The organism is Erwinia sp. MMLR14_017, from assembly GCF_033657285.1.
Taxonomy (GTDB): Bacteria; Pseudomonadota; Gammaproteobacteria; order Enterobacterales; family Enterobacteriaceae; genus Erwinia.
The window spans coordinates 424,460-436,767 of the sequence record NZ_JAWVWP010000003.1 but is presented as its reverse complement, the minus strand read 5'-3'; the positions used below and the strand labels follow the sequence as shown (position 1 = coordinate 436,767).

Here is a 12,308-nt window from a genome sequence, read left to right as displayed (position 1 = left end):
ATTATTCGCGAATCAATGCCACCATTCCATGCCCTGAAGTGTTGCGTACGCCAGCGCTACGTAGCGCAGAGTCTTACCTACAGCAAGAAAAATCACCGTGGGAAGCCAGGCAAAACGAAGCCAGCCAGCGAGAACGCATAGCAGATCGCCAATCACTGGCAACCAGCTAAGTAGCAGCGCAGCAGGCCCCCATCGGTGCAGCCACGCCGTTGCTGTGTCATGCCATCGCCCCTGCTGCTTTATAGGCAAAGAGCGACCAATGATAATGTTTGTCAAACCGCCCAGCGTGTTCCCGAGTGCGGCAAGGGTAATAATTCCACTCATTGAGACTTTTCCTGCCATCAGCAGGCTGACCAGCAGCAGTTCTGAACTGCCAGGCAACAAAGTCGCACTGAGAAAACTGCTGGCGAACATTGCCCCATACGCGAGCCAGTCACTCACAGCAGGCGAACATCCACATAATCCATCCCCGCCGCTTTTGCCGCCTGGATGCCGAAATCAGCATCTTCAAACACCACGCAGCGCGCTGGCGTCACCTTCATCAATTCTGCACAGCGTATAAAGGTTTCAGGTTCAGGTTTATGCTGCGTGACGTCATCTGCGCCAACAATCACATCAAAGTATGATCTCAGTCCCAGATGCTGCAACAACGCTTCTGCCATTGCATGTTCGCTACCGGTACCCACTGCCATAGGCAAACGCCCCGCATAGGCTTTAACCACCTCGATCAACGGGAGCGGACGCACGGTATCAAAAAGCATCTCTTTCAATGCCGCCGTTTTTTCCGCTGCCAGCGTATGGGGATCCAGGCTACTCTGATGACTGGCAATGATGACTTCTGCAATCCGCCAGGTTGGCGAACCATTCAGCCCAATCACCGCTCGTTCATCAAACTGCAAACCATGACGAGCCAGTACCTCATGCCAGGCTTTACGATGGGTAGGCTCCGTGTCCAGAATGGTGCCATCCATATCGAAGATTAAGCCTTCATATCCGTCATACATCCTGATCTTCCTCCCTGCTCCAGCGAACAATTACTTTAGCGTAAAGCCGTTCACTTGTCGCTGTTGGCATGGATCTGCAAATGCCTTGAATTACATAGGGTTTTTCATTATCAGAATTTGGCGTGAGATAAAGCTCAGAGAGAATAAGCGGGGGACGACTCAACAAAAGCACTATATATCATAAGGTTATTATAGCTGACAAAAGCAGGAGAGCTTTTCAGAGGATTTACTGAGAGGGAGCAGAAGAAAGATTTATCAAAAAATATTTATTAAACGGAGCGCATCCGGCAGGATGATTCGGCTTCGCCTCACCCTGGCGGGCTGTTGCATAGGCAACGTTATCATCCTTAGTGCTGGCTTTAGCTGCTTACTGCTCTGCCAGAACTCTGTTGCCACCAGATTTTTTAAATATGGTGCATCCAGGAGGATTATTCGGCGTTGCCTCACCCTTAGGGGCCGTTGCATACGCAACGTTATCATCCTTAGTGCTGGCTTTAAATGCTTACCATTCTGCCAGAACTCTGTTGCGTCCAGATTTTTTAAATATGGTGCATCCAGGAGGATTCGAACCTCCGACCGCTCGGTTCGTAGCCGAGTACTCTATCCAGCTGAGCTATGGATGCAGGGGTAAAACGTGGGGATAACGCAATAGATCTGAGATGTTACAAAAGTGTCGTTCTTCAGAACGCTTTCACTTCTCAAAATATGGTGCATCCAGGAGGATTATTCGGCGTTGCCTCACCCTGGCGGGCCGTTGCATAAGCAACGTTATCATCCTTAGTGCTGGCTTTAAATGCTTACCATTCTGCCAGTACTCTGTTGCGTCCAGATTTTTCTAAATATGGTGCATCCAGGAGGACTATTCGGCGTTGCCTCACCCGAACGGGCCGTTGCATAGGCAACGTTATCATCCTTAGTGCTGGCTTTAACTGCTTACCATTCTGCCAAGACTCTGTTGCGACCAGATTTTTCTAAATATGGTGCATCCAGGAGGATTCGAACCTCCGACCGCTCGGTTCGTAGCCGAGTACTCTATCCAGCTGAGCTATGGATGCAGGGGTAAAACGTGGAGAGATAACGCGACAAACCTGAGGAGATACAGAAGAAACTAATTGTCGTTCTAAGAACGCTTTCACTTCTCAAAATATGGTGCATCCAGGAGGATTATTCGGCGTTGCCTCACCCTTGCGGGCCGTTGCAAAAGCAACGTTATCATCCTTAGTGCTGGCTTTAACTGCTTACTGCTCTGCCAGAACTCTGTTGCGACCACATTCTCAAAATATGGTGCATCCAGGAGGATTCGAACCTCCGACCGCTCGGTTCGTAGCCGAGTACTCTATCCAGCTGAGCTATGGATGCATTTCAAATTTTGGTATAACGCAGGGGTGCTGACGACTCACCTTGATACAGGCTACTAACACTGCATCGGTACTACTTACAAAACAAGAAAAAACGCTACCGGTCGATGTTGCCTGCCAGTAATGTCTGCTTCTCGTCATGCAGAAGAGAGTGCATCCAGGAAGATGATGTTGCTTTGTCCTACCCATTTGGGAAGGTAGCAATGCGCTGTCATTATCCTTTGTACTGACTAAAAGCCGAGAGTGCTTTTGCCAGGACGTTGGAGCTATCCGCTTCTAAAACCTGGTGCAGGCTGGCTTTAACTGCTTACTACTCTGCCAGAACACTGTTGTCACCAAATTCTTTAAATATGGTGCATCCAGGAGGATTCGAACCTCCGACCGCTCGGTTCGTAGCCGAGTACTCTATCCAGCTGAGCTATGGATGCAAATGGCGGTGAGGCGGGGATTCGAACCCCGGATGCAGCTTTTGACCGCATACTCCCTTAGCAGGGGAGCGCCTTCAGCCTCTCGGCCACCTCACCATACGCACTCTTGCGAGTTGTGCTGCTGAACTTGATAACTGCTCATCGGCACTGCGTGGCGCACATATTACTTTCCCGCACTTATAAGTCAAACAATTTTTCCCCTTACGTGTTTGATTGCACAATTCCCACGCAATCCGGGTATTTTGGCGACAAAAAGAGTGATTTATCAACAATGAGGTGTACGCCAGCATGCAATAAATACCACGAAGAAAATCGCGGCAGAGAACATTGCAGGGGGAGAAAAAGAGAAGAGAGGCAGAAAGAAGGGAAAACCGGTAGCGCCTCGCTATGGTTAGCGAGGCGCTGGATCCGTTAGTAACTTGTTTGCTGAGTTTTTTCGGCCTGGATGCGCTGATAGATCTCTTCGCGATGAACCGAAACTTCTTTAGGGGCGTTCACACCAATGCGAACCTGGTTCCCTTTCACTCCCAGCACCGTTACAGTCACCTCATCTCCGATCATGAGGGTTTCACCAACTCGACGAGTTAGAATAAGCATTCTTTGCTCCTTGAAAGATTAAAAGAGTCGGGTTAACGGGCGCCCGGCATTATCCATCATATAACGCTAAATGTAGACTATGACAAATACACTACAAGTGCATCAACACACCAATACATTCTGCTGATACTTAGTTTAGCCGAAATACACACTGCTAACCTGACTTTGTGTTTTTTAAGAGCGCACCTGACTCGAAGGCGCGGTGAGTCACTCTCACAGCGCCTTCAACGTGCATTTTTTATTGTCTTACAGTTTTGCTGCCACCCAGGACTCAACGCCAGCCAGAGCCGCAGGCAGAGCCTGAGCATCAGTACCGCCCGCCTGGGCCATATCAGGACGTCCACCGCCTTTGCCGCCGACCTGCTGAGCCAGTTGGCCCACCAGCTCGCCCGCCTTAACCCGATCGGTTAAATCTTTGGTGACGCCGGCAATCAGCGAAACTTTCCCATCCGCCACCGTAGCCAGCACGATAACGGCAGATTTTAACTGATTCTTCAGTTCGTCGACCATGGTGCGTAACATCTTCGGCTCAACGTTGCTCAGTTCGCTGACCAGCAACCTCGTTCCTTTGACCTCAATAGCTTTGCTGCTAAGAGAGGCGCTCTCCTGTGCAGCCTGCTGATCTTTGAGCTGTTGCAGTTCCCTCTCAAGTCCGCGTACGTGGTCAATCATTCCACGCACCTTTTCGCTGAGGTTACTGTTATTGGCTTTGATCAGATGAGCAATTTCCTGCAATTGTTCATTTTGCGCATACATCTGTCCCAGCGCGCGCTCGCCAGTCACCGCTTCAATACGACGCACACCAGCCGCCGTACCTGACTCAGAAAGGATGCGGAACAAACCAATGTCACCCGTGCGGCTGGCATGGGTGCCGCCACAAAGTTCGGTAGAGAAATCCCCCATGCTCAATACGCGCACGTGGTCATCATACTTTTCGCCGAACAGCGCCATAGCACCCTGTGCTTTAGCGGCTTCCAGCTCCATAATTTTGGTTTCAACGGGCAGATTACGACGGATCTGAGCGTTAACGATCTCCTCGACCTGGCGGATCTCCTGTGGCTTCATCGCTTCAAAATGCGAGAAGTCAAAGCGCAGATATTTGTCATTAACCAGAGAGCCTTTCTGTCCTACATGATGCCCCAGAACCTGACGCAGCGCAGCATGTAACAGGTGCGTTGCAGAGTGATTCAGACGAATTCGCGCCCGACGAGCTTCATCAACCTGCGCGGCAACCTTGTCGCCTGTACGAAGCTGGCCTGCTGTCAGCTTACCGGTGTGACCAATGGCCTGACCATATTTCTGGGTGTCTGTGACGCTGAACAAGGCGTTGTTGCCCTTGAGTTCGCCAGTGTCACCCACCTGGCCGCCAGACTCACCGTAGAATGGCGTTTCATCCAGTACGATAACCCCTTCCTGGCCTGCAGAAATCTCTGTAGCGGGTTTACCCTCGACAAAAATAGCGGTCACGGCGGCATTCAGCGCCAGCTGGTCGTAGCCTTTGAAAGCAGAAGCCGCATCAATGCTGATCACTGTGCTGTAGTCGGCACCAAAACCGCTGGCCTCACGCGCACGCTGGCGCTGCTGCTCCATCGCTTTTTCGAAGCCAGCTTCATCAATTTTCAGGTTCCGCTCGCGGCAGACGTCCGCCGTCAGATCAGCCGGGAAACCAAAGGTGTCATACAGGCGGAAAACGGTTTCGCCATCCAGCGTATCGCCCTGCAGTTTCTCCAGCTCTTCATCCAGCAGCGCCAGACCGCGCTCAAGCGTTTTTGCAAACTGCTCTTCTTCCGTTTTCAGGATCTGCTCGACATGGGATTGCTGATTTTTCAGCTCCTCGCCAGCAGCGTCCATCACCGCAATCAGCGGCCCAACCAGTTTCCAGAAGAAGGTACCCTGCGCGCCCAGCATGTTGCCATGACGAATAGCACGACGAATGATACGACGCAGCACGTAGCCACGGTTTTCATTGGAAGGAATCACGCCATCAGCAATCAGGAACGCGCAGGAACGAATATGATCCGCAATAACGCGCAGTGATTTGCTGGTCAAATCTGTTGCACCGGTCACTTCCGCTACCGATTTGATCAGCTTCTCAAACAGGTCGATTTCATAGTTGGAATTAACGTGTTGCAGTACTGCGGAGATACGCTCCAGCCCCATTCCGGTATCGACGGAAGGTTTAGGCAGCGGCAGCATGGTACCGTCTGGCTGACGGTTAAACTGCATAAAGACGATATTCCAGATCTCGATATAGCGATCGCCATCCTCTTCTGCGCTGCCCGGAGGGCCGCCCCAGATATGGTCGCCATGATCGAAGAAAATCTCGGAACAGGGACCACAAGGGCCGGTATCGCCCATCTGCCAGAAGTTATCGGAGGCGTAGGCGCTGCCCTTGTTGTCACCGATGCGAATAATACGTTCACGCGGGACGCCAACCTCTTTTTCCCATATGTCGTAGGCCTCGTCATCCGTCTCGTACACGGTCACCCACAGTTTCTCTTTCGGCAGGTTAAACCACTGCTCACCGGTCAGCAGCTCCCATGCAAAGCCAATCGCCTCACGCTTGAAATAGTCGCCAAAGCTGAAGTTGCCCAGCATCTCAAAAAAGGTATGGTGACGGGCGGTATACCCGACGTTTTCCAGATCGTTATGCTTCCCGCCTGCACGTACGCAGCGCTGGGAAGTGGTGGCGCGGGAATAGCTACGCTTATCCTGGCCCAGGAAAACATCTTTGAACTGGTTCATACCGGCGTTGGTAAACAGCAATGTCGGATCATTAGTTGGGACGAGGGAGCTACTGGCTACAACCTGATGTCCCTTGCTCTGGAAAAAGTCGAGAAACGCCTGGCGAATCTCCGCAGTGCTCTTGCTCATAATTGTCCTGGAATCACGCTAACGAATGTCTCGTGGGTCTTACTACGCCAGAAGGGTCACCCTTTCCTGGCAACTCACGAACAAAAAGTGGTGAATAAGATAAATTTTCTTCGGGGGGAAGTAAAATCCCATCGGCGGTCATTCGTCAAATTTTGAGAAAATGGCGCGAATATCTTCGGAAAAGAAGCCTTTCGTCATCAGATAGCGCTGTACTTTGGATTTTTCCTTCCAGTCGCTGGGCAGAGGCAAGCCAAATTTGCGTTCTGCCACCTCGAAAGCCTGTCGCGTCCAGTCAATTTCGCAACTGCTCAGTACCTCGTCCGTCAGCGCCTTGTCGATGCCCTTTTGTCCCAGCTCCATACGAATACGCTGTGGGCCATAGCCTTTCCGGCTGCGGCTGGCAACAAACCTTTCGGCGAAATGGGCATCATCCAGATAGCGGTTTTCGTAGCACCAGGCGACCACCCTGTCGATCTGCTCGGGGGAAATCTGTTCAGGTTCCTGCGATTTATTTTTAGCGTAGAGCGCCGCCCGCTCGGCCGAAAGGTTCAGCTTGCGGCGGAACTCCATTTCGCTGTGATCGCGCATAGCCAGGATGCGCATTGCCCTGTCCAGCAGGCGTGTAAACTGGCTGCGTTCGGTGGATTCAGACATCTTGCTCCACGAGTTTCAGGTTAACGTAAGGGTGAAGAGATAAAGGTAGCGAGGATTAAGGCAGGAAACAAAAAAAGGAACGGGTTTTCACCCATTCCTTTTTTCCATCTGACCCGTTTTTACCGGTGGTCAGCAACGAAATCAGAAGTTTTCGTTGGTTTCGCTGGTTTCATCCTTTTCTTCAGCCGTGGCAACAAAGTCAGGCTTGGTATCTGGATTACTCATCAACGTGGCACGCAGTTTGGCTTCAATTTCGGCAGCCACAGCACTATTTTCTTTCAGGAAGTTGCCAGCGTTGGCTTTACCCTGACCGATTTTATCGCCGTTGTAGCTGTACCAGGCGCCCGCTTTTTCAATCAGCTTGTGCTTGACGCCCAAATCCACCAGCTCACCGTAGATGTTGATGCCTTCACCGTACATGATCTGGAACTCAGCCTGCTTAAATGGCGCAGCAATTTTGTTCTTGACCACTTTTACGCGGGTTTCGCTGCCCACCACTTCGTCGCCCTCTTTGATAGCGCCAATGCGGCGAATATCAAGACGTACGGAAGCGTAAAACTTCAGCGCGTTACCACCGGTAGTGGTTTCCGGGTTACCGAACATCACCCCGATTTTCATACGGATCTGGTTGATGAAGATCAGCAGAGTATTGGAGTTTTTCAGGTTACCGGCCAGCTTACGCATAGCCTGGCTCATCATACGTGCCGCCAGGCCCATATGTGAGTCACCGATTTCACCCTCGATCTCTGCTTTCGGCGTCAGCGCCGCTACGGAGTCGACGATGATCACGTCTACTGCACCTGAACGCGCCAGCGCATCACAGATTTCCAGCGCCTGCTCACCGGTATCCGGCTGAGAGCAAAGCAGGTTATCGATGTCTACACCCAGCTTCTTGGCATATACCGGGTCAAGCGCATGTTCAGCATCGATGAACGCACAGGTTTTGCCTTTGCGCTGTGCAGAAGCAATAACCTGCAGGGTCAGCGTGGTTTTACCTGAGGATTCCGGACCATAGATTTCAACAATACGGCCCATTGGCAAACCACCGGCACCCAGGGCGATATCCAGCGACAGTGAACCGGTAGAGATCGTCTCTACGTCCATCGTGCGGTCTTCACCCAGGCGCATGATGGAGCCTTTACCAAACTGTTTTTCAATCTGGCCGAGCGCTGCTGCCAGTGCTTTTTGTTTGTTTTCGTCAATAGCCATTTCTACTCCTAATCACGCGGGGTAAAGCACACGTTAACGCGGCTCTGCATAAATCAATCTGGGGCTAATTATACTGTATAGTCATACAGTATCAAGCTTAATTTTCGAGAAAGTGCGCCTGCAGGATAAGTAGCGCGCAGGCCGTGGCCTGGCGGCGTACAGCCTCTCTGTCGCCAGTAAAAACCTGGCGCTGCGCCAGCGTTTTCTTCCCTGCGGCGGCAAAGCCAAACCAGACTGTGCCAACCGGCTTTTCCGGCGAACCGCCATCCGGCCCGGCGATACCGCTGACCGAGAGGGCGTAATCCGCTTTCGCCTGCTGTAAGGCACCTTCAGCCATTTCACATACCACCTGCTCACTCACCGCGCCATAACGTGCCAGCGACTCGTCGTTAACGCCAACCAGTTCCTGCTTGGCCTCATTGCTGTAGGTGACGAAGCCCCGTTCGAACCACTGGGAACTTCCGGCGATATCAGTCAGCACTTTCGCAATCCATCCGCCGGTACAGGACTCAGCGGTGGTCACCGTCGCCTTGCGCTGCAGCAGCGACTGCCCCACCTGTTTGCCAAGCTGCATCAACTCACTGTCCGTCATGGTGGCCTCCTGAATAATGGATGCAAAGTATAGCATTTTTCCCGCACTGCCATGGCGGATGCCCCGGTTTTACAAGACACATTCCAGTAAAAATCTACCGGTCAGCGCTTTTGCGCCACCATAAACAGCCGGGGAAAAGGCATCAGCACGTTGCCATCCTGACGAAAAGAGTAAGCTGCTCTTAACTCATTACGGTACTGCAACAGAAACGCCTCCTGCTCCTGTTCCTCCAGCGGCGTCAGAAAGGGGCGCAGGCCGGTTGCCCTCAGCCACTCCACCATCGCCTGGTGAGAAGGCATAACGTGATAATAGGTTGTCCTCCAGATATCCACCTCGCAGCCCGCCCTGGTCAACAGGTCATAATAGGCTTCAGCAGTGAGCAACTTTTTGCGTTCTGCCGCACTGGCGCTAATCTTTGCCGACCAGGCCGCGTTACCGGCCACTTTGCGCATCAAAGCGTGGGTGGGCTGATCGAGGTTGTCAGGCATCTGGACAGCCAGCGCACCGCCTGAAGCAAGCTGGGTAACCAGGTGAGGGAAAAGCTGCTGGTGATCGTCCAGCCACTGTAAAGAGGCATTGGCATAGATCAGATCCTGCGGCACCGGAGCCTGCCAGTGACGGATATCGGCCTGTGTGAAATGGCAGTCTGGTAGCCGCTTCAGCGCCTGCTCAAGCATCGCCTGAGAGCTGTCCAGCCCGGTGATGTGCGCCTCGGGCCAGGTTTGAAAAAGCAGTTCGGTACTGTTTCCCGGGCCACACCCCAGGTCGGTGGCATAGCTGACATTGCGGCGGGGAACGCGTGAGAGCAGTTCAGCAGCAGGCCGGGTTCGTTCAGCCTCAAACTGACGATAAAGATCGGGATTCCACTCTTTCATGTTTTCCTCTTTATAACGATCGTGCTGCTCTTTTACTGTAGAGGATAATTGAGGCGTTCACTTTTCCGTCAGGGGGAAGTGCAGCGATTTTGCCGCTCCTCCCTGCGCCCCTTAGCGTGCGTCCCGCACTGCCAGCCCCAGCTGCCAGACCGCCATTGCGTAGTGATTGCTGTGGTTGTAGCGGGTAATGGCGTAAAAGTTAGGGAGTCCGAACCAGTACTGATAGCGGGTGCCCATATCAAACCGCAGCAGGCTGACCTGCTGATTGCCGTCGAGCTGCAACTCAGGCTGGAAGCCGCCAGCCGCCAGGGAGGAGACGGTATAGCGCGTCTTGAAGCCGGTTTCCCACGTTGTTGAAGGGCCTGTCGCCGGAACGGCCACCGTGCCGTTCTTAACCCAGCCATGTGCGCTGAAGTAGTGAGCCACGCTGCCGATAGCATCTACCGGGTCCCAAAGATTGATGTGCCCGTCGCCATTAAAATCTACCGCATAGCTTTTAAACGAAGAGGGCATAAACTGCCCATAGCCCATTGCGCCTGCATAGGAGCCGCGCAGGTCGAGCGGGTCATCATCTTCTTCTCTTGCCATCAGCAGGAAAGTTTCCAGCTCTGCGCTGAAGAAATCGGCCCGACGTGGGTAGTTAAAGGCCAGCGTGGAGAGCGCATCGATAATTCGGGTTTTGCCCATGACGCGGCCCCAGCGCGTTTCCACGCCAATAATGCCAACAATGATTTCTGGCGGCACCCCGTAAGTCTGGTAAGCGCGCTGCAGGGCATCCTGATACTGGTTCCAGAAAGCCACGCCGTTTTGCACGTTTGAGGGGGTAATAAATTTATTGCGATAGCGGATCCAGGCGCCGTTTGGCCCGGTTGGCCCCTGCGCTATCGGCGCCTGGCGATCCATCAGCCGGATCACCCATTCCAGGTTTTTAGCCTGCGCCAGTACGTCATGCAACTGCTGGCGATCGAAATTGTGTTCGCGCACCATCTTGTCGATAAAGGCCGCTGTCGCCGGATTATTGGCAAAGTCGCCCCCAAGTGGAGAGATATCGTGAGACGGCGCCAGCAGGAAACCATTGCCGCTGCGAAAAGGATTTCCATGCGCTTTTGCCTGCGGAGGCGCTTCACTGCTGCAGGCCGAAAGAAGCAGCAGTGCGGGTAAAAGTGTAGCCAGATAACGCATTGCATATCCCTGGGCGATAAATGTGGCCTTTATGGTAAAACATTGTCCGGCCAGAAGAAAAGAAGATGTCACAGAAAGCAGCCGCCATTTATCTTCCCTTTAAATTCCCTGCTCCTTATCGCATGCTGGCGACCAACAGATTGACACGATAAAAATAAAACGCTATTTCAATAAAATTAGTTGCTCAATTTTTAATTCAGGAGGAATGATGAGTAAACAGGCTGCCATACTGCTCGCCCCAGGTTTTGAAGAGGCAGAAGCTTTTATTATTATCGATATTCTCAACCGGCTGCATGTCAAGGTCACCACTGTGGCCTGCCATACCTCGCGTGAGGTTGCCAGCTATCATGCTGTACCGGTCATTGCAGACGCGCTTCTGACCGATCTTGCGGACAGGAAGTTCGATGCCGTAGTCATCCCTGGCGGACCAGAAGGCACGGTGAATCTCGCGGCCAACCCACAGGTCATTGAGTTTATCCGCCGACACGACGATGCCGGTAAATGGATAGCTCCCATCTGCTCCGCCGCCGCCCGCGTGCTGGGTGAAAACCATCTGCTAAAAGGCCGCAACTATACCTGCTCCGGCGATCTTTATAAGGCGGTCACCGAGGGGAATTATAGCGGTGATGATATTGTTGAGGATGGCAATCTGATTAGTGGAAAGGGGTTAGGCGTGAGTTTTGAATTTGCGTTTCAGCTGGCGTGGCGTTTAACCCAGGATACCACTACCGCCGATTTTCAGGCCGAGCATATTTATTTCGACCACTGGCGGAGCTACGAAGGGATCAACGCCAGATAATAATCTACCTCCCGCCCAGGCGGGAGGTTTGATTGATCAACGCTATCAGAGTTCTTTAACGAGCGCGGTTACGCACCAACTGATAACGCCGGGTCAGGTACTCCACCGGCGCGCTCCAGATATGCACCAGACGGCAGAACGGGAACAGCAGGAAAAGCGTCATTCCCAGCACCATGTGCAGGCGGAAAATCAGCGCCACGCCTTCCAGATGCTGCGAAGCTCCGCCGTGGAACGTCACCACCGCCTGCGCCCAGGCCACCAGCTTCATCATTTCGCTGCCGTCCAGATGCTGGGCGGAGAACGGGATGGTCAGCAGCCCCAGGCAAACCTGCACCACCAGCAGCGTCAGGATCAAAATATCACCGAAGCTGCTGGTAGCCCGCACGCGAGGATTGGTCAGGCGACGTTTAAGCAGCAGCGCCCCACCCACCAGGGTCAGCAGGCCACAGATCCCACCGGCGATCATCGCCAGCTTCTGCTTAACGTCGATAGGCAGAAAGGCTTCATACATCCAGTGCGGCGTCAGCATGCCGACAATATGGCCAAAAAAGATGCCGATAATGCCGATATGGAAGAGATTGGACGCCAGGCGCATCCCCTTTTTATCCAACATCTGGCTGGAACCCGCCCGCCAGCTGTACTGACCATAGTCGTAACGTAGCCAGCTGCCGATCAGGAAAACCGCGCCCGCCAGATAGGGATAGATATCGAAAAAGAACTGAGATAAATAGTGCAT

Annotated in this window: 11 protein-coding genes and 5 tRNA genes; 1 reads left to right on the top strand and 15 read right to left on the bottom strand. The window is 52.8% G+C overall.

Annotated features, from left to right (window positions below; translation table 11 throughout):
- Positions 1-12 precede the first annotated feature (12 nt).
- The 14 genes from SD961_RS07460 to mltB all read right to left on the bottom strand — a co-directional run bounded on the left by SD961_RS07460 (position 13) and on the right by mltB (position 10,773).
- A complete protein-coding gene (locus SD961_RS07460) occupies positions 13-441 on the bottom strand; it encodes a YqaA family protein (protein ID WP_318789744.1) in 429 nt (142 codons plus the stop codon).
- A complete protein-coding gene (gene yqaB / locus SD961_RS07455) occupies positions 438-1,004 on the bottom strand; it encodes a fructose-1-phosphate/6-phosphogluconate phosphatase (protein ID WP_318789743.1) in 567 nt (188 codons plus the stop codon). Before yqaB ends, SD961_RS07460 begins: the two co-directional genes overlap by 4 nt.
- A 546-nt stretch (positions 1,005-1,550) precedes the next feature.
- Positions 1,551-1,627: transfer RNA gene (locus SD961_RS07450), tRNA-Arg, on the bottom strand.
- A gap of 355 nt (positions 1,628-1,982) precedes the next feature.
- Positions 1,983-2,059, bottom strand: a tRNA-Arg gene (locus SD961_RS07445).
- A 227-nt stretch (positions 2,060-2,286) separates the two neighbouring features.
- Positions 2,287-2,363, bottom strand: a tRNA-Arg gene (locus SD961_RS07440).
- A gap of 350 nt (positions 2,364-2,713) precedes the next feature.
- A tRNA-Arg gene (locus SD961_RS07435) sits at positions 2,714-2,790 on the bottom strand.
- A 3-nt stretch (positions 2,791-2,793) separates the two neighbouring features.
- Positions 2,794-2,886 (bottom strand) — tRNA-Ser (locus SD961_RS07430).
- A 315-nt stretch (positions 2,887-3,201) separates the two neighbouring features.
- Positions 3,202-3,387 carry a carbon storage regulator CsrA gene (gene csrA / locus SD961_RS07425; protein ID WP_004155916.1) on the bottom strand — a complete coding sequence of 62 codons (186 nt, stop codon included), beginning with the start codon at positions 3,385-3,387 and terminating at the stop codon, positions 3,202-3,204.
- Between the two features lie 246 nt (positions 3,388-3,633).
- A complete protein-coding gene (gene alaS / locus SD961_RS07420) occupies positions 3,634-6,261 on the bottom strand; it encodes an alanine--tRNA ligase (RefSeq protein WP_318789742.1) in 2,628 nt (875 codons plus the stop codon).
- Positions 6,262-6,399: 138 nt separating this feature from the next.
- Positions 6,400-6,915 (bottom strand): regulatory protein RecX, encoded by a 516-nt coding sequence (locus tag SD961_RS07415; protein ID WP_318789741.1) that lies wholly within the window; start codon positions 6,913-6,915, stop codon positions 6,400-6,402.
- Positions 6,916-7,056: 141 nt separating this feature from the next.
- Positions 7,057-8,124: a recombinase RecA gene (gene recA / locus SD961_RS07410; protein ID WP_318789740.1), complete on the bottom strand. Its 1,068-nt coding sequence runs from the start codon at positions 8,122-8,124 to the stop codon at positions 7,057-7,059.
- Positions 8,125-8,221: 97 nt separating this feature from the next.
- Positions 8,222-8,716, bottom strand: a complete 495-nt coding sequence (gene pncC, locus SD961_RS07405; protein ID WP_318789739.1) for a nicotinamide-nucleotide amidase — start codon at positions 8,714-8,716, stop codon at positions 8,222-8,224.
- 101 nt (positions 8,717-8,817) lie between these two features.
- Positions 8,818-9,591, bottom strand: a complete 774-nt coding sequence (gene tam / locus SD961_RS07400; protein WP_318789738.1) for a trans-aconitate 2-methyltransferase — start codon at positions 9,589-9,591, stop codon at positions 8,818-8,820.
- Between the two features lie 111 nt (positions 9,592-9,702).
- Positions 9,703-10,773 (bottom strand): lytic murein transglycosylase B, encoded by a 1,071-nt coding sequence (mltB, locus tag SD961_RS07395; RefSeq protein WP_318789737.1) that lies wholly within the window; start codon positions 10,771-10,773, stop codon positions 9,703-9,705.
- A gap of 208 nt (positions 10,774-10,981) precedes the next feature.
- Here mltB and SD961_RS07390 point away from each other — a divergent pair, with 208 nt between their 5' ends.
- Positions 10,982-11,572, top strand: a complete 591-nt coding sequence (locus SD961_RS07390) for a DJ-1/PfpI family protein (RefSeq protein WP_318789781.1) — start codon at positions 10,982-10,984, stop codon at positions 11,570-11,572.
- A 55-nt stretch (positions 11,573-11,627) separates the two neighbouring features.
- Here the strand turns inward: SD961_RS07390 and narI are convergent, their stop codons facing one another.
- Positions 11,628-12,308 carry a respiratory nitrate reductase subunit gamma gene (gene narI, locus SD961_RS07385; protein WP_318789736.1) on the bottom strand — a complete coding sequence of 227 codons (681 nt, stop codon included), beginning with the start codon at positions 12,306-12,308 and terminating at the stop codon, positions 11,628-11,630.